Origin of the sequence: Polynucleobacter sp. MWH-CaK5 (assembly GCF_018687615.1) — a bacterium.
In the GTDB taxonomy this organism is placed as follows: domain Bacteria; phylum Pseudomonadota; class Gammaproteobacteria; order Burkholderiales; family Burkholderiaceae; genus Polynucleobacter.
On sequence record NZ_CP061299.1, the window covers coordinates 1,218,277 to 1,236,018 of the forward strand.

At 45.9% G+C, this 17,742-nt stretch carries 15 protein-coding genes; 1 reads left to right on the forward strand and 14 read right to left on the reverse strand.

Translation table 11 applies throughout. The features are described 5' to 3' along the window. Positions 1–43 precede the first annotated feature (43 nt). The 7 genes from arsB to GQ367_RS06175 all read right to left on the reverse strand — a co-directional run bounded on the left by arsB (position 44) and on the right by GQ367_RS06175 (position 6,983). A complete protein-coding gene (gene arsB / locus GQ367_RS06145) occupies positions 44–1,054 on the reverse strand; it encodes an ACR3 family arsenite efflux transporter (protein WP_215289960.1) in 1,011 nt (336 codons plus the stop codon). A gap of 79 nt (positions 1,055–1,133) precedes the next feature. Continuing rightward, positions 1,134–1,640, reverse strand: a complete 507-nt coding sequence (locus GQ367_RS06150; RefSeq protein ID WP_215289961.1) for an arsenate reductase ArsC — start codon at positions 1,638–1,640, stop codon at positions 1,134–1,136. Between the two features lie 17 nt (positions 1,641–1,657). Further along, on the reverse strand, positions 1,658–1,981 hold the full coding sequence (locus tag GQ367_RS06155; protein WP_215289963.1) for a helix-turn-helix transcriptional regulator: 324 nt from the start codon (positions 1,979–1,981) through the stop codon (positions 1,658–1,660). Between the two features lie 78 nt (positions 1,982–2,059). Next, positions 2,060–3,400, reverse strand: coding sequence for a phosphoglucosamine mutase (gene glmM, locus GQ367_RS06160; RefSeq protein ID WP_215289965.1), 1,341 nt, complete (start codon positions 3,398–3,400; stop codon positions 2,060–2,062). A gap of 9 nt (positions 3,401–3,409) precedes the next feature. Beyond that, positions 3,410–4,270, reverse strand: coding sequence for a dihydropteroate synthase (gene folP, locus GQ367_RS06165; RefSeq protein WP_215289967.1), 861 nt, complete (start codon positions 4,268–4,270; stop codon positions 3,410–3,412). Next, positions 4,270–6,153 carry an ATP-dependent zinc metalloprotease FtsH gene (ftsH, locus tag GQ367_RS06170; RefSeq protein ID WP_215289969.1) on the reverse strand — a complete coding sequence of 628 codons (1,884 nt, stop codon included), beginning with the start codon at positions 6,151–6,153 and terminating at the stop codon, positions 4,270–4,272. Before ftsH ends, folP begins: the two co-directional genes overlap by 1 nt. 158 nt (positions 6,154–6,311) lie before the next feature. Further along, positions 6,312–6,983, reverse strand: coding sequence for an RlmE family RNA methyltransferase (locus GQ367_RS06175; protein ID WP_215289971.1), 672 nt, complete (start codon positions 6,981–6,983; stop codon positions 6,312–6,314). Positions 6,984–7,119: 136 nt separating this feature from the next. On the opposite strand from GQ367_RS06175, the gene GQ367_RS06180 reads away from it, so the two are divergent. Beyond that, positions 7,120–7,599: a YhbY family RNA-binding protein gene (locus tag GQ367_RS06180; RefSeq protein WP_089516269.1), complete on the forward strand. Its 480-nt coding sequence runs from the start codon at positions 7,120–7,122 to the stop codon at positions 7,597–7,599. Positions 7,600–7,684: 85 nt separating this feature from the next. Here GQ367_RS06180 and GQ367_RS06185 read toward each other — a convergent pair whose 3' ends face one another. The 7 genes from GQ367_RS06185 to gloB form a co-directional block, all read right to left on the reverse strand. After that, positions 7,685–8,155, reverse strand: a complete 471-nt coding sequence (locus GQ367_RS06185) for a DUF4149 domain-containing protein (protein WP_215289973.1) — start codon at positions 8,153–8,155, stop codon at positions 7,685–7,687. Between the two features lie 37 nt (positions 8,156–8,192). Next, on the reverse strand, positions 8,193–8,669 hold the full coding sequence (greA, locus tag GQ367_RS06190) for a transcription elongation factor GreA (protein ID WP_215289975.1): 477 nt from the start codon (positions 8,667–8,669) through the stop codon (positions 8,193–8,195). A gap of 123 nt (positions 8,670–8,792) precedes the next feature. After that, positions 8,793–12,038: a carbamoyl-phosphate synthase large subunit gene (gene carB, locus GQ367_RS06195; protein WP_215289982.1), complete on the reverse strand. Its 3,246-nt coding sequence runs from the start codon at positions 12,036–12,038 to the stop codon at positions 8,793–8,795. Positions 12,039–12,047: 9 nt separating this feature from the next. Continuing rightward, on the reverse strand, positions 12,048–13,238 hold the full coding sequence (gene carA, locus GQ367_RS06200) for a glutamine-hydrolyzing carbamoyl-phosphate synthase small subunit (RefSeq protein WP_215289983.1): 1,191 nt from the start codon (positions 13,236–13,238) through the stop codon (positions 12,048–12,050). Between the two features lie 259 nt (positions 13,239–13,497). Continuing rightward, on the reverse strand, positions 13,498–15,375 hold the full coding sequence (locus GQ367_RS06205; RefSeq protein WP_215289985.1) for a propionate--CoA ligase: 1,878 nt from the start codon (positions 15,373–15,375) through the stop codon (positions 13,498–13,500). Positions 15,376–15,509: 134 nt separating this feature from the next. Next, positions 15,510–16,925 carry a transglycosylase SLT domain-containing protein gene (locus GQ367_RS06210; RefSeq protein WP_251370137.1) on the reverse strand — a complete coding sequence of 472 codons (1,416 nt, stop codon included), beginning with the start codon at positions 16,923–16,925 and terminating at the stop codon, positions 15,510–15,512. Continuing rightward, positions 16,922–17,737 (reverse strand): hydroxyacylglutathione hydrolase, encoded by an 816-nt coding sequence (gene gloB, locus GQ367_RS06215; protein WP_215289987.1) that lies wholly within the window; start codon positions 17,735–17,737, stop codon positions 16,922–16,924. Before gloB ends, GQ367_RS06210 begins: the two co-directional genes overlap by 4 nt. Positions 17,738–17,742: the final 5 nt, after the last annotated feature.

Genomic DNA, 17,742 nt, shown 5'->3' on the forward strand with positions numbered 1-17,742 from the left:
AGTCATTGATTTTTATCTATAAAAATCAATGACTTAAATATGTCTATTTTGTAGGGTTCCAGCGGTTCACCAAGGCCACCAGGCTCAACATCACGGGCACCTCAACCAAAACCCCCACTACGGTGGCTAAAGCAGCGCCAGAGTTCAAGCCAAAGAGCGATATGGCCACAGCCACAGCCAATTCAAAGAAATTAGAGGTGCCAATCAAACAGGCAGGACCAGCCACTTGATGGGGTAACTTTAGTAATTTGGCACCCCAATATGCAATAAAGAAAATGCCATAAGTTTGAATGATCAAAGGAATCGCAATCAAAATGATCACAGTGGGTTTATCAATAATGGTCTGCGCCTGAAAAGCAAATAACAAAACCACTGTAGAAATCAAACCAATGATGGAAGCAGGCTTGATACCAGCCACAAATGCAGTAATTGCATCAGATGATTTTTTTTGCAAGACACTGCGCGTGATCATGCCAGCGATTAAAGGTAAGACCACATAAAGAATCGTTGATAGAACCAAGGTTTCCCAAGGAACGGTGACATTGGTCACACCTAATAAGAACGCGGCAATCGGTGCAAAGGCCACAACCATGATCAAGTCATTGACTGAAACTTGTACCAAGGTGTAATTAGGATCCCCTTTGACCAACTGACTCCACACAAACACCATGGCCGTACAAGGGGCCACACCCAATAGAATCATTCCTGCGATGTATTCAGAAGCATCTTGCGGGCTGACCCAGCCAGAAAAAATGTATTCAAAGAAAAGAACGCCCAGAGCAGCCATCGTGAATGGTTTGATCAACCAGTTCACCACAATTGTCAACATCAAGCCTGCTGGCTTTTTGCCTACATCCTTCACTGCTGACCAATCAATCTGAACCATCATTGGATAAATCATGACCCAAATTAATACGGCCACCACCAAATTAACGCTGGCAAATTCAATCGCAGCAATGGCTTGGAATACACCCGGCATCATCACACCAAGGATCACTCCTAAAACAATGGCTAAGGCCACCCAGACTGTTAAGTAACGCTCAAATAAACCCATGGTGTTTCTTTCTTTTTAATTTAGTTCTTTTTGTTGTTTATTAATTATTTTTTGTATTTTTTATTTGTGTTGTTATTGCTTACTTAACTTCAGCAAGTTTTTTAAGTTCAGACTGAATGGTCATCGCATCCAGTTTCTCTAGAGGCATTGCTGCCAAGATATCCATGCGCTTTCTTAGACCAACCATGACTTCTTTGAATGCACGTCTCTTCTCATCATCAGTACCCTGCACTTGTGATGGGTCTGGATAGCCCCAGTGAGCTGTGGCTGGCTTACCTGGCCAGAATGGGCAAACTTCACCGGCTGCGTTATCGCACACCGTGATGATGAAATCCATTTGAGGAGCGTCTTCTTTGCCATAAACATCCCAGCTCTTTGAAGATAATTTTTCTTCTGGGTAACCCATTTCTTTGGCTAGCTCAGCTGCAAAAGGATTGACCTTGGTGCCAGGTGTTGAGCCTGCAGAGAAGCCTACAAAGCGACCACTGGCATGAGTAGAAGCAATCGCCTCACCCAGAACTGATCGAGCTGAATTGTGCGTGCACAAAAATAGGATGTTGTATTTTTTCATGATGTTTTGAGTCATTGAAGAATGCAGTTGTATTAATTGATACTTTTATCTTTTTTAGTGGGCGCGCAAACTTTTCCACCGCAGCAGTTGAATAAAAGGAAATCCATGAGACTGGCCACCTGCTCTGCATGAGGTCGGTAGATTAAATTTCTACTTTGACGCTCAACCAAAATAAGATTGGCTTGATAGAGTTCTTTGAGATGAAAGGACAAAGTAGCCGCCGGAATACCCAAGCTCTCTTTGATTTCTGAAGGAGTAACACCCTCAGCGCCCTTTTGGACAATTAGGCGGAAGATATTGAGCCTTGATTCTTGACCAAGAGCTAGGAAGGATTGAACTGCGTCTATATTTTTCATAATTCCATCATAATGGAATTATGTGACAAATTGATGACAGCAAATCCTTGAGTATCTTTGCTGCAGGGGTTTTAGCTATTAAACCGGGATGGTTTGAGCAATGCTCTTGGCCTGCTCTTGGGCTTGGTGAGCATCTTGTGCTTCGACCATCACCCTGAGTAGAGGCTCAGTGCCAGATGGGCGAATCAACACTCTGCCGCTGCCATTGAGATTCTTTTCTGCTTGAGTGATTGCCTCTTGCATCTTGGCATCAGTCTTCCAGTCATAGCCTTGTTTGTATTTCACATTGATCAAGCTTTGCGGGAACAAAGTCACCTTCTCTAAGAGTTGTGCCAAGGTTTTTTGATTTTGCTTCATGGCTGATAGCACTTGCAGTGCTGCCACAATGCCATCACCTGTGGTGTGCTTGTCTAGACAAATCAGATGCCCAGAGCCTTCACCACCTAATTGCCAATTATTTTCTTTTAGCTTCTCAAGCACGTAGCGATCACCTACTTTGGCGCGCTCGAATTGAATGCCTTCAGCCTGAATAGCTTTTTCAACGGCCATATTCGTCATCAAAGTACCAACCACGCCTTTGACTGACTCACCAGCATCTTTTCTGGCTTTGGCAATCAGATAAAGCAACTCATCACCATTGAATAATCTGCCATGAGCATCAACCAATTGCAGACGATCAGCATCACCATCCAAAGCAATGCCTAGATCTGCTTTTTCTTCTTTAACTTTTTCAATCAAGGCCTTCGGTGCAGTAGCACCGACACCATCATTGATGTTTTTACCGTTAGGATGAATACCAATCGAAACAACTTCAGCGCCTAACTCGTGGAACACGTGCGGAGCGATGTGATACGCGGCACCGTGGGCACAGTCGACCACCAACTTAAGGCCATGAAGACTCAAATGATTAGGAAATGTGCTCTTACAAAATTCAATATAACGACCAGTTGCATCGTCCAAACGTTTTGCTTTACCTAAGTGAGCTGAATCAACACAGTTCATTGCTTCATTGAGAGCAGCTTCAATTTGCAGTTCAACAGCATCATCTAATTTGTCACCATTGGCAGAAAAGAATTTAATTCCGTTGTCGTGATACGGATTGTGTGAAGCAGAGATCACAACACCTGCAGACAAACGCAAGGTGCGTGTTAAGTATGCAACCGCTGGTGTTGGCATCGGACCACACAACATCACATCCACACCAGCTGCAGAGAATCCTGCTTCTAAAGCAGCTTCCAATAAATATCCAGAAACACGGGTGTCTTTACCAATCAATACAGTGGGCTTGCCATGAGTGCCGGCATTTTTAGCCAATACTTGACCAGCCGCGTAACCCAAGCGCATCACAAAGTCAGGGACGATCGGAAACTTGCCGACTTCCCCACGAATACCATCTGTACCAAAATATTGACGTGTCATATATGCATTTTATAAGTATTCTTGGGCGACCACCCAAATTTTGACGGCATCCATGGTTTGATCAACATCATGCACCCTCAATACCTTGGCACCACGCTCTAAAGCCATCAGAGCTGCCGCCACACTCGCGGTTTGACGATGAGCCATGTCTTTGCCTGTGATGGCACCCAAACTGGATTTTCTGGAAATCCCAGCAACCACCGGTAAGCCATGTTGGCAGAATGCTTGGAAGTGAGCCAACATGGTCATGTTGTGCTCCAAGGTTTTACCAAAACCAAATCCTGGGTCAATCGCTAAACGATCGCGATCAACACCTTCATCTTCTAAAGCCACGCATCGCTCCATCAAGAAGCCATTCACCTCGGCCACCACATCTTTATAGTGTGGATCGAATTGCATGGTGCTCGGATCTTTTTGCATGTGCATGAGCATCACACCACATGAGCTCTTAGCAATTGCTTCAATCGCATGAGGTTGTCTGAATGCCCAAATATCATTAATGCAATCAATGCCAAGATTAATCGCTGCTGCCATCACCTTTGCTTTATAGGTGTCCACTGAAATCGCCACAGGCGCGTCTTTAAGAACTTCTAAGACAGGCATGACACGGTCTAATTCTTCTTGCAAAGATAAAGGTTCAGAACCAGGACGACTCGACTCACCGCCCACATCAATCATTTCTGCACCTTCAGCAATCAATCGTTCTGCTTGCTTGAGTGCTGTATCACGATTAGCAAACAACCCACCATCAGAAAAAGAGTCTGGTGTGACATTGAGGATGCCCATCACCACTGGAGCAGTGCGTTTGCGCCAGTCAAAAAGAAAACGCCCGCAGCGCCATGCCACGGGCGTTAAGTCATGCTTTGCCATTAAGCCGCCGCTGGGGCGCCCCCTTCGGCAACCACTGTTGAACCACCCGTGCCGCCGCCATTATTTGGCGCGCTTGGTGGGTACTTTGGTGGACGTGGATCTTTACCAGCCATGATGTCATTGACTTGATCTGCATCGATGGTTTCCCATTCGAGCAAAGCCTTGACCATGACTTCTACTTTGTCACGATTGTCTTCAAGAATCTTCTTGGCCACAGCGTATTGCTTGTCAAGAATCGCACGGATCTCAACGTCTACTTTTTGCTGGGTCGCTTCAGACACAGATTTAGAGCTCACCGGACCAAACATACCTTGCTGATCAGGATCCACATAAACCATCGTACCGAGTACTTCACTCATGCCGTAACGAGTGACCATGTCACGCGCCATTTTGGTGGCACGCTCAAAGTCATTCGATGCACCAGTGCTGCTGGAGTTCAAGAAAATTTCTTCAGCCAAACGACCGCCGAACAAAATTGAAATCTCTTCCAACATCTTGTCTTTGTACATGTTCACACGATCATGCTCAGGCAACTGCCAAGTCACACCCAATGCCCAACCGCGCGGCATGATGCTGACCTTATGAACAGGGTCTGCCTTTGGCAATACTTTTGCCACAACCGCATGGCCTGATTCGTGATAAGCCGTGTTACGACGCTCTTCTTCACGCATCACTGCAGACTTGCGCTCAGGACCCATGAAGATTTTGTCTTTCGCATCTTCGAAGTCTTGCATGTCAACCGTGCGCTTATTGCGACGCGCTGCAAACAAGGCTGATTCGTTCACCAAGTTGGCCAAGTCAGCACCTGAGAATCCTGGTGTGCCACGCGCTAATACTGCTGCATCAACGTCGGTGCTGATAGGCACCTTGCGCATATGCACTTTAAGAATCTGTTCGCGACCACGAATGTCAGGCAAGCCAACATACACTTGACGGTCAAAACGACCTGGACGCAATAAAGCTTTATCAAGCACGTCTGAACGGTTGGTTGCAGCAATCACGATCACGCCGCTGTTCGGCTCGAAACCATCCATCTCAACCAACATTTGGTTCAAGGTTTGTTCGCGCTCATCATTACCGCCGCCCATACCAGCACCACGATGGCGACCAACAGCGTCGATCTCATCGATGAAGACGATACAAGGGGCTTGTTTCTTAGCGTTCTCAAACATGTCGCGCACACGAGCGGCACCAACACCCACAAACATCTCAACGAAGTCTGAACCTGAGATTGCAAAGAACGGCACCTTGGCTTCACCGGCGATGGCTTTTGCTAATAATGTTTTACCTGTTCCTGGAGGACCTACCAAGAGCACGCCTCTTGGAATATGGCCACCCAGCTTTTGGAATTTAGTCGGATCTTTTAAGAAATCAACGAGCTCAAAGACTTCTTCTTTGGCTTCATCACATCCAGCCACATCAGCAAATGTGACAGCATTTGTATTTTCATCAATCAAGCGAGCTTTTGATTTACCAAATGAGAATGCTCCGCCTTTGCCACCACCTTGCATTTGGCGCATCATCAAAAACCAAAAACCAATGATCAACAATGTTGGGCCCAAGTAGTACAAAGCAGATACCAAAAGACTTTGCTCTTCTTCTGCTTTACCGGTTACTTGAACGCCGTATTTCATCAAGTCGCCAACCATCCAGATGTCTCCTGGGCTGACAACAGAATATTTCTGGCCATCCATTGGAACCACTTGGATGTTGCGACCCTGAACATCCACTCTCTTCACTTTGCCATTTTTGGCATCTTCCATGAATTGAGAATAGGTGATGTTTTCTTGAGCGCGCGGCTTATCGAATTGCTTGAAGACAGTGAACAGCACGAGGCCCACGATGAGCCACACACCAACTTTCTGCATCAAATTATTGTTCACAAAGCCTCCTTAAGGCGGATATATCTATACACAATATGATTCTACTCCCTCCCCTTTTCAAGTGCTTAATTAAAAAAGTCGCTAAATCCCATAGATTTGTTATGGTTTTAGCCTTTTTCGGGGGCTTTTTCAGGGGTTTTCTTTCAGAGGTCAAACACTCACTTAAGGTGTTTTCCTAAGAGAAACGTTTCAGCTGATTTATCTCTAGAAGCTTTGGGCTTTCTAGGGCTGACTATTTTGAAGACTTTTTTAAAGGATTCAACAATTTGACTGTAGCCACTGCCATGGAAACACTTGATCAATAAAGCCCCATTGGGTTTTAAGTGGGCTTGAGAGAACTCCAAGGCCAAATCAGCCAAATGACCCATGCGGGCAGCATCAGCCGTTGAAACGCCGGATAAATTGGGAGCCATATCGGATAAAACCAAGTCCACCCTTGGGCCATCAGCAGGATTGCCTGGCAATAAGGCTTCAAACTCCCGCAAAACTGTCTCCTCACGGAAGTCACCTTGTAAAAAGGTCACATCAGCAATGTCATCCATCGGCAGGATATCAATCGCGATGATCTTCCCAAAAGGTTTCCCATCCGGGGTGTCTGCATTCTTTTTGCCGAACTCAACCAAACGATTACGGGCGTATTGAGACCAACTGCCAGGGGTACTGCCCAAGTCCACCACCACCATGCCAGGACCAATCAAACGGTCTTGCTCATCAATTTCTTTTAACTTATAGGCTGCGCGCGCACGATACCCTTCCCTTTGCGCCATTTTGACGTAGGGGTCGTTCAGATGATCGTTCAACCAGTCTTTATTGAATTTGTTCTTTGCCACTCTGTTCCACTTCTATGTTCAATGAGTGATTCACTCATTTTTTATCATTAGCTCGCTATTTTCCGCTCTTTTTCGTCTGGCAGCCCATACTTTGCAATTTAATGCCTTATCATTGAGGTCTTCCAAAGAAATTTCTATGCCAATACTTGAATTATCCTCTGCCGAACGTTCGGCACACCGCTCAGACGCTCATGCGTTAAAACCCATTGTTTTAATTGGTGCTGATGGCTTAACGCCAGCAGTTGTCAAAGAAGTGAACAATGGCCTAAATTTCCATGGCTTGATCAAAGTTCGCGTTTTTGGCGATGATCGCGAAGCCCGTGTGGCCATCTACAACCAACTGTGTGATGAATTAAATGCAGCACCGATTCAACACATCGGTAAGTTATTGGTTCTTTTTAGACCCAAGGTAGAAAAAGAAGTCACTGAAAAGCGCCGCGGTAAATCTGGTGGCCCTAAAGTGGTGATGGTGAAAAAATTCACACGCAACCCACAACGTCGTCCAAAACCAGTGGCCACCACTGTGCTCGGCAATGAACGTGTGGCTGCCGGTGGTCAAGTGAAGCGTGCCAAGCCACGTCAGACCAGCGCTAAAAAGAAACAGCTCAGCCGTTAATTTTTAACTCTAAGCCTCCAAGCTACTAATGAATAAGCCGCTGTTATCAGCGGCTTATTTTTTACTTTGTTTTCTTACTTTGCTCTTAGTCTATCGGCTTGCTCAAGCGCCACAAGAGCACCAAGCCAATCAAAGACTGCAGCAGATACACAATGCTTGCAAAAGTATGAAGCCTGCTAAATGCTTGAGCCAATGGTGACAGCATCACCGGAAAACCATGACTCAAGGCTTCCTCACGCAAGGAGTCCATCATCGGCTCCAAAACAAATGCTGAGATGACTGAACAAACCAACATGGCCAATAAATACCAGCGGATATTTTTATAACGCCCACAACCACGCTTGACCAACAAATTAGCAAACACAATCAAGCCCACGCTGAGGATCATGCTGATAATTCCCTCAACACGGAACAAGGCACCTGCGACCATGCCAGCCACTTGAGAATCTGAGAGGGTTGCAAACAAAGTGGGAGTAACGATATAACCCACTGTGATGATGCTACCCACCCACAGAGTCAATATAAAAACAAAGACACGTTGGGCGGTGATGTGCATCTGAATGTCGCCTGAAGTTTATTTGAGATTGTCTGAGTTAAATGTATTTAACGTTCAGAATTTCAACCTCACGGCTGCCGCCTGGAGATGAGAAGGTCGCCACATCACCCTCTTCTTTACCAATCAGTGCTCTGGCAATTGGTGAGCTGATAGAAATCTTATTGGCTTCTAAATCCGCCTCGTCATCACCAACAATTTGGTAAGTGGCTTTTTTGCCATTTTCTAAATCTTCGATTTCAACAGTAGCGCCAAAAACAATGCGACCCTCAACATCCAATGTTGATGGATCAATGATCTGTGCTGCTGCTAACTTGCCTTCCAACTCTTGAATACGGCCTTCGATGAAAGCTTGCTTTTCTTTCGCAGCATCGTATTCAGCGTTTTCAGATAAATCACCCTGGGCACGAGCCTCAGAGATTGAATTGATCACAGACGGACGCTCAACGTGCTTCAAGTTTTGCAACTCTTGCTTTAATAATTCAGCGCCATGTTTTGTAATGGGAATGGTACTCATCAATCTACTTCCAAAATCTAGTTAATCTAATAACAAATGACTGGTAGTTCTCTACCAGTCATTGTTGTTTTTTGTATTTATTTTTAGTTTACTTCTAATTTATAAGATATCTTAGCCGATATCTTATAAAGAGGCGTGCAAGCCCTGCAAGTCGTAAACCTCAAGCTGATCAATCGCTTTGATACCAGCAACCGCTGCCTTAGCACCACTGATGGTGGTGTAATAAGTGATGCGATTTGCTTGCGCAGTTGTTCTGATTGATCTTGAATCAGCAATCGCTGTTCTGGTCTCATCAACTGTGGTGAACACCAACTCAATTTCACCATTTTTGATCATGTCCACAATGTGTGGACGACCATCTTTGACTTTGTTCACGCGCTTGACTGGCACACCGGCCTTTTCAATCGCATCAGCAGTGCCTTGTGTTGCCACAATTGAATAACCCATGTCGTGAAGCATTTGCGCTACTTCAACGGCCTTGGCTTTATCACTGTCTTTGACTGTCAACAACACTGTGCCTGATTTAGGCAAAGTGGTACTTGCGGCCAACTGTGACTTAAACAAGGCTTCACCAAATGTTTTACCCACACCCATGACTTCACCAGTTGAACGCATTTCTGGTCCAAGAATTGGGTCAACGCCTGGGAATTTATTGAATGGGAAAACTGCTTCCTTGACTGAGAAGTATGGAGGGATGACTTCTTCACCAATGCCCTGCTGATCCAAACTTTGACCAGCCATACAACGAGCAGCAATCTTTGCCAATTGCAAACCTGTTGCTTTTGATACATATGGCACTGTTCTAGAAGCACGTGGATTCACTTCAAGAACATAAACGATGTCTTTACCATCCACTTGCTGAATCGCGAACTGCACGTTCATCAAGCCAATCACATTGAGGCCTTTGGCCATCGCCGCAGTTTGGCGACGCATCTCATCAACGGTTTCTTTTGAGAGTGAATACGGCGGCAATGAACATGCTGAGTCACCTGAGTGAACACCGGCTTGCTCGATGTGTTCCATCACACCTCCGATGAAGACTCTCTTACCATCAGAGATACAGTCCACATCACACTCAATCGCATCGTTCAAGAATCTATCTAACAACACTGGAGAGTCATGAGAAACCTTCACGGCTTCACGCATGTAGCGCTCTAGATCACGACCATCGTGAACGATTTCCATGGCACGACCACCCAAAACATACGATGGACGAACCACCAATGGGTAACCAATCTCTTCAGCCAATTTCAAAGCCTCTGGCTCTGTGCGAGCTGTTCTATTTGGCGGTTGACGTAGACCCAAGTCTTGCAATAATTTCTGGAAACGCTCACGGTCTTCAGCAGCGTCGATCATGTCTGGGCTGGTACCGATGATAGGCACGCCATTGGCTTCCAAATCAAGCGCTAGTTTCAATGGGGTTTGACCACCATACTGAACAATCACGCCCTTTGGTTTTTCAATCGCAACGATTTCCAATACATCTTCAAGTGTCAATGGCTCAAAGTACAAGCGATCAGACGTGTCATAGTCGGTAGAAACTGTTTCTGGATTGCAGTTGACCATGATGGTTTCATAACCATCATCACGCATCGCCAAAGCGGCGTGCACGCAACAATAATCAAATTCAATACCTTGACCAATGCGGTTAGGACCACCGCCCAAAACCATGATCTTCTCTTTGGTCGTCGGCTGTGACTCACATTCACCGTGCTCTGCTTCGTAGCAAGAGTACATGTAGGCCGTGTTGGTTGAGAACTCTGCCGCACACGTATCAACGCGCTTATAAACAGGTCTTACCTTCAAGGCATGACGTGCTTCACGAACTGCTTTGGCATCTGTCTTTAAGAGTTTGGCCAAACGACGGTCTGAGAAACCTTTTTGTTTGACGAAGCGCAATTCTTGCGCGCTCAAATCTTTTAATTGGCGATCTTCTAATTTCTTTTCAATCTCGATCAACTCTGAGATTTGCGCCAAGAACCAAGGGTCAATCGCCGTGTGCATGAATGCATCATCTTTGCTCATGCCCATGCGGAATGCATCACCCAAATACCAAATACGGTCTGGGCCTGGTTCACGAATTTCTTGAGTGATCTCATCCAAGTCTGTTGATTTCTCATCCAAACCATCAACGCCAACTTCAAGACCACGCAAAGCTTTTTGGAAGGATTCTTGGAATGTTCTACCAATCGCCATCACCTCACCCACAGACTTCATCTGAGTGGTCAAGCGCTTGTCAGCGGCTGGGAATTTTTCAAAGGCAAAGCGAGGAATCTTCGTCACAACGTAATCGATTGATGGCTCAAACGATGCTGGTGTTTTGCCACCAGTGATGTCGTTTTGCAATTCATCCAATGTGAAGCCGACAGCTAATTTAGCCGCAATCTTAGCGATTGGGAAACCCGTGGCTTTTGATGCCAAAGCTGATGAGCGAGACACACGTGGGTTCATCTCAATCACGATCATGCGACCATCAACTGGGTTGATCGAGAACTGAACGTTTGAGCCACCAGTATCCACACCGATCTCACGCAACACAGCCAATGAGGCATTACGCAAAATTTGGTATTCGCGATCGGTCAATGTTTGAGCAGGTGCCACCGTGATTGAATCACCTGTGTGCACGCCCATAGGGTCTAAGTTTTCAATCGAACAAACGATGATGCAGTTGTCTTTGCGGTCACGCACCACTTCCATCTCATACTCTTTCCAACCTAAGAGTGACTCTTCAATCAAAAGTTCACGCGTTGGAGAAAGATCTAGACCACGTTTGCAAATCTCTTCAAATTCTTCGCGGTTATAAGCGATACCACCGCCTGAACCACCCATCGTGAAAGATGGACGAATGATCACAGGGTAACCAGAACTGCCAGTCTCAGCCATGATCTGTTGTTGAACAGCGTTCGCTTCTTCTAATGAATGTGCGATGCCAGACTTGGCTGAACCAAGACCAATCTTGGTCATGGCTTCTTTGAACTTTTGACGATCTTCAGCTTTATCGATGGCTTCTGGTGAAGCGCCGATGAGCTCACAACCATATTTCTTTAAAACGCCATGTCTGTGCAAATCCAAAGCACAGTTCAAAGCTGTTTGACCACCCATGGTCGGCAAAATCGCGTCTGGCTTTTCTTTAGCGATGATGCGCTCAACCACTTCCCAAGTGATCGGCTCAATGTATGTCACATCAGCCATCTCTGGATCCGTCATGATGGTCGCAGGGTTGCTGTTCACCAAAATGACTTTATAACCTTCAGAACGCAATGCTTTACAAGCTTGCGCGCCTGAGTAGTCAAACTCACACGCTTGTCCAATCACAATTGGACCTGCGCCAATAATGAGGATACTTTTTATGTCGGTACGCTTAGGCATTCGTCAATCTCACATCAATTTAATAAAGCGATCAAACAAGTACGCAATGTCATGCGGACCAGGTGATGCCTCTGGGTGACCTTGGAAACAAAAAGCTGGCTTATCAGTCCAAGCCAATCCTTGTAATGAACCATCAAACAAAGACACGTGAGTCGGTCTTACATTTGCTGGCAATGTTGCTGCATCCACAGCGAAGCCGTGGTTTTGTGACGTGATCACCACACGACCTTCATCCAAATCTTTAACAGGATGGTTGGCGCCATGATGACCGAATTTCATTTTGAGAGTTTTGGCACCTGCAGCCAAGCCCATGATTTGATGACCCAAGCAAATACCAAATGTTGGAACGCCTTTGTCAATGATGGTTTTAGCTGCTGCGATAGCGTAGTCACATGGCTCAGGATCTCCTGGACCGTTTGAGAAAAACACACCATCCGGATTCATCGCCAATACATCAGCGGCTGAAGTCTTGGCAGGCACCACGGTGATTTTGCAGCCACGCTCTGTGAGCATGCGCAAGATGTTGCGCTTCACACCAAAGTCATAAGCCACCACATGCTTGAGTGGTTTTTCTAATTTCTTAAAGCCTGGTTTACCGTGATCTGCGTTCAGACCCCACTCGCCTTCAGTCCACTCGTAGGTCGAAGGTGTGGTCACCACTTGCGCCAAATCCAAACCAGCCATTCCTGGAAAGCTCTTGGCTGCGGCCAATGCTTTTTCAGTCAAGGCTGCAATCGTGTCACCCACTTTGCCCGTCACAATGGCGCCCGGTTGAGCACCCTTGTCGCGCAGAATGCGTGTCAATTTACGCGTATCAATGCCAGCGATACCCACAACGTTTTCGCCAGCCAAATAATCACTCAAGGTTTTTTCAGAGCGGAAGTTTGAAGCGATCATTGAAAGATCTTTGATGATCAAACCAGCTGCATAGATTTTGCTAGATTCGCAATCTTGTTGATTCACACCCACGTTACCAATGTGTGGATAGGTCAAGGTCACGATTTGACGTGTGTAACTAGGATCAGTGAGGATTTCTTGATAACCAGTCAAAGCTGTATTGAAAACAACCTCACCAGCGGATTGCCCAACGGCGCCAAAGCTGTAACCTGGAAAAACGGTTCCATCGGCAAGAGCCAAAACTGCTGGGGGTAAAGAAGGAATTAGTGGCAGCAAAGGTATTCTCCAAAGCCCTGCTGCCATCCGACACATCCCTCATCCGGAAAAGACACCTCCGGTCTGAGAATTTTCGGGAGGTATATGTGTCTTTAAGCGCTAGGGCAAGTATCTAATAATTTAACTAAGAAATTATACCTTACCGGGGGTGTTTGACCCCATTTGTCGCATCTGCCACAAATGAAAATAGGGGATAAATCCCCTATTTTTCAACAACTTATATTGATTTAAGGCTTGTCTTCTCAGTAGCCCTAACAACTGTTTTAAAAGGTCTTTCTCAAGCCTATCAAGCAGCTGTGAACAATGCTTTGATATTAGCCAAAACACTTTGATCATCCAAAGTGCTCAAGTCGCCTGGATCACGGCCTTCAGCCACGGCCTGGAGAGCGCGACGCACAATCTTGCCAGAACGTGTTTTTGGCAAAGCCGCCACCACATACACGCGTGCAGGTCTTGCAACCGCACCCAACTGAGAATCCACTGTTTTCAGAATCTCAGCTTCCAAAGTGGCAGTGTTGTTTGAGTCTTTAGCAATAGCAAAGCCAATCGCTACCTGACCTTTGAGTTTGTCAGCGATACCCACCACAGCTACTTCAGCCACGTTCGGATGACTTGAAATACTTTCTTCGATCTCACGGGTTCCAAGACGATGGCCGGCCACGTTGATCACGTCATCGGTACGTCCCAAGATAAAGAAGTAACCGTCTTTGTCTTTGATGCCCCAGTCAAAGGTGGAGTAAACCATCTTGCCTGGCACAGTTTCCCAATAAGTCTTGATGAAGCGCTGATCATCACCCCAAACAGTTTGCATACATCCTGGAGGCAATGGTCCTTCGATCGCGATCACACCCTTTTGATCGGCGCCAAGTTCAGCACCTGTTGCGTCATCCAAAAGTTTCATGTTGTAACCGTAAACAGGAACGCCTGGTGAACCAAACTTGTGTGGCATCACTTCAATGCCACGCTGCAAGGCAAGCATTGGCCAACCAGTTTCAGTTTGCCAATAGTTATCAACGATTGGCTTATTGATCGCACCATGCAACCATGAAGCAGTTGGCTCATCCAATGGCTCACCTGCCAAGAACACAGAGCGCAAAGTTGATAGATCATATTTTGATAAAAATGCTGGATCTTGTTTTTTCAATACACGTGCTGCTGTTGGCGCAGAGAACATCACTGATACTTTGTACTTCTCAACCAAGTTCCACCAGATACCAGCATCAGGACGCAATGGCGTGCCTTCATACATGATGGTTGCCATGCCGTTGAGCAATGGGCCATAAATAATGTAGCTGTGTCCAACCACCCAACCAATGTCAGAAGTTGTGAACATCGCTTCACCCGGTTGACCACCATAGATGTGGCGCATCGATGAAGCCAAAGCAACTGCGTAACCACCGGTGTCACGTTGCACACCTTTAGGTTTACCAGTAGTTCCTGATGTGTACAAAATATAAGAAGGATCAGTAGCATCAACCCATTCGCATGGCACCTGAGCATCCATCACCTTGGCGCGCTCAGTCGCGTAATCCAAATCGCGGCCTGCCACTTTGTTGTATTCCACTAACTTGCGGTCAATCAATAAAACTTTTTCCGGCTTATGTGTCGACAAAGTAATCGCTTCATCCAACAATGGCTTGTATGGCACAGGCTTGCCACCACGAGCACCCGCATCAGCCAAGATCACCATCTTTGGTTTGGCATCATCTATTCTTGAAGCCAAGCTGTGAGAAGCAAAGCCACCGAACACCACAGAGTGAATGGCGCCAAGACGCGCACAAGCCAACATCGCAAAGGCAGCTTCGGCAACCATTGGCATGTAAATTAAAACGCGATCACCTTTAACCACACCATTCGCTTTAAGAATCGCAGCCATGCGATTCACTTCAGTGTGAAGCTCTTTGAATGTGTAAGTTTTTTCTTGATCTGTTTCTGTTGATACAGAAATCAAAGCTTGTTGATCGCCACGATCTTTTAGGTGACGGTCAACGGCGTTGTGGCAAAGATTGATTTTGCCGCCGACATACCACTTAGCAAATGGAGGATTGTTGTAATCCAACACTTTTTCAAAAGGCTTGTGCCATTCAACTAATTTAGCTTGTTCTGCCCAAAATCCTTCTGGGTCTTTAATTGAACGCTCGTGAAATGCCTTGTAAGCAGACATGTATCTCTCCCTGATATTTAGTCATTAATACTTTAACTGCATGAATGTGCGACTTCATGCTGACTAGCATCTGACACATCAGGGTTCACCCTAGGGAATGCCACTTCAATCAGCCCAAATGAGCCTGAGAATGCCTAGTGGGCTTTTTTCTCATTAGCAGCCACTTTGGTGTCTGCTTGAGACTTGGGCTTTGGTTTAGGCTTATTGGCGTTGCTTGCTGTTTGCTTGTTAGCCGGCTTTTTAGCTTTTGAAGTATTGGCATTCTTAGCTGTGGTTTTTGGCTTAGGTTTAGGTGCAACCTCGCGCTCCAACATCAACTTGCCAACGTTGTTTGCCAAATGCTCAGCCACATCACCCACCTTGCCGCCTCGCGGTATCAATACTGTCGAACCTGCTTTGATTCTCATTCCTTTAGGAATGTTATTGATTTGTCTCACCTGATTGGCGTCCACATCCAAACGAGTGGCCAACTGATCAACCGTCTCACGGCTGTTCACTCTGATAGCAGTCCAAGAGGATAAGCGTCCTTTGTACTGCAATAAGTTCTCTTGGAAAGATTCAGCACGTCCAAAAGGCAATAAGATTTGTGGCTCACTGGCCCCCAAAATCACTGGCTTATTGAATGATGGGTTCATGGCCTTGAACTCTTCCACCGTCATACGAGCAAACTGAGCAGCCAAATCCACATCAATGTCTTTTTCAGTTGTAACAATCACAAAGTACGGGTGATTTTCTAGAGTCGGCAGTGTCAAACCATAAGACTTAGGATTTAAGACGATGTTTTTAACTGCGAGTAATTTAGGGACGTAATTGCGCGTCTCATCCGGCATTTTTAAACTGGCGTAATCAGTTGGCAATTTTTTTGCTTGATTGCGTTTGATGGCTTTTGAAACATTACCCTCACCCCAGTTGTAAGCGGCTAAAGCCAACTCCCAGTCGCCAAACATTTTGTACAAACGTTGCAAGTAATCTAAGGCCGCATCGGTGGACTGAATCACATCGCGACGCTCATCACGAAAGATATTCTGAGTTAACTTAAAGTCTTTACCAGTGGCAGGCATGAACTGCCACATACCTGAGGCCTTTGCCCTTGAGAAAGCCTCAGGGTTGAAAGCACTTTCAATAAAGGGTAAGAGGGCCAACTCCATCGGCATGTTGCGACGCTCGACTTCTTCAACGATGTAAAAAAGATAACGTGATGATCGTGACATCATGCGATCAACATAGTCAGGACGATCGGCATACCAACGCACATGTTTGATCACCAAAGGACTGTCTGAATCTTCTAGCTCAAAGCCATCACGAATACGATCCCAAAGATCGTTATAGGGCGCATCCAATGCGCCCACAGAATCTTTATCAATATTGACTCTTGGGGCTTTGCCAGATTTGCTGTACTTGCCAGTCTTGGCAGTTTTTTTAGTTGAAGTTGAGTCACTCCACTCTTCATTCATGGTGGCGCATGCACTGAGGGCTGATGCCACCATCACGACAGCGATAAGTCGAAATAGTCGCGACAGTGAGAATGAAGTTGAGAATCTTTGCATCATGCTTTGAAGGTGTCTTTCCAAGAACGCAAATGAGCAAACACCGTCACTGGATGAGTGTCTTTGATTGCTCGATGTTGTTTCACTGATTCAATCACGCTGGATTCTTCACACCTTAAAAATGGGTTCACGCTTTTTTCATGAGCGATGGTTGTTGGCACCGTGGGCACACCTTGTTGTCGCAAGGTCTGCGCTGTTTGCTGCCAAGCTAATAGCTCTTGGTTCTTAGGCTCAACAGCCAGAGCGAATTTTATATTAGATAAGGTGTACTCGTGAGCACAATGCACCAATGTTTGATCAGGTAAGTTTTTTAACTTATTCAATGAATCCACCATTTGCGCGGGAGTTCCCTCAAACAGGCGCCCACAGCCCGTTGCAAACAATGTGTCACCACAAAAAACGTGTGGCTGTTGCCCTTCATTTAAATAAAAAGCGATATGCCCTGAGGTGTGTCCTGGCACATCTAGGACTGTGAATTCAGACGCAGGTCTTGAAATAGAAACAATATCTGACTCAATCAAATGCTCAGCGACCACTGCGATGTTTTCATGAGCTGGTCCATAAACCACTGGTTTTTCTTGACCAAGAGATTCACACCAAGTCAATAAATCAGCCACGCCACCGATGTGATCGGCGTGATGGTGGGTGATTAAAATGGCAGTCAGGGTCAAGTGATGTTCCGTGAGGTATTTAATCACCGGCGCAGCATCACCTGGATCAACAATTACGGCACAATACTTATCTGAAATCAACCAAATATAGTTATCGTCATAAGCTGCAATTGAACGCACTTGCAATAAATTGTCATCAGGCATAGAAA

Excerpts from the sequence above, each read along its gene's own strand:
- arsB (WP_215289960.1), bottom strand. The coding sequence starts at position 1,054 with ATGGGTTTATTTGAGCGTTACTTAACAGTCTGGGTGGCCTTAGCCATT.
- GQ367_RS06150 (WP_215289961.1), bottom strand. The coding sequence starts at position 1,640 with ATGACTCAAAACATCATGAAAAAATACAACATCCTATTTTTGTGCACG.
- GQ367_RS06155 (WP_215289963.1), bottom strand. The coding sequence starts at position 1,981 with ATGAAAAATATAGACGCAGTTCAATCCTTCCTAGCTCTTGGTCAAGAA.
- glmM (WP_215289965.1), bottom strand. The coding sequence starts at position 3,400 with ATGACACGTCAATATTTTGGTACAGATGGTATTCGTGGGGAAGTCGGC.
- folP (WP_215289967.1), bottom strand. The coding sequence starts at position 4,270 with ATGGCAAAGCATGACTTAACGCCCGTGGCATGGCGCTGCGGGCGTTTT.
- GQ367_RS06180 (WP_089516269.1), top strand. The coding sequence starts at position 7,120 with ATGCCAATACTTGAATTATCCTCTGCCGAACGTTCGGCACACCGCTCA.
- GQ367_RS06185 (WP_215289973.1), bottom strand. The coding sequence starts at position 8,155 with ATGCACATCACCGCCCAACGTGTCTTTGTTTTTATATTGACTCTGTGG.
- greA (WP_215289975.1), bottom strand. The coding sequence starts at position 8,669 with ATGAGTACCATTCCCATTACAAAACATGGCGCTGAATTATTAAAGCAA.
- carB (WP_215289982.1), bottom strand. The coding sequence starts at position 12,038 with ATGCCTAAGCGTACCGACATAAAAAGTATCCTCATTATTGGCGCAGGT.
- carA (WP_215289983.1), bottom strand. The coding sequence starts at position 13,238 with ATGGCAGCAGGGCTTTGGAGAATACCTTTGCTGCCACTAATTCCTTCT.
- GQ367_RS06205 (WP_215289985.1), bottom strand. The coding sequence starts at position 15,375 with ATGTCTGCTTACAAGGCATTTCACGAGCGTTCAATTAAAGACCCAGAA.
- GQ367_RS06210 (WP_251370137.1), bottom strand. The coding sequence starts at position 16,925 with ATGATGCAAAGATTCTCAACTTCATTCTCACTGTCGCGACTATTTCGA.
- gloB (WP_215289987.1), bottom strand. The coding sequence starts at position 17,737 with ATGCCTGATGACAATTTATTGCAAGTGCGTTCAATTGCAGCTTATGAC.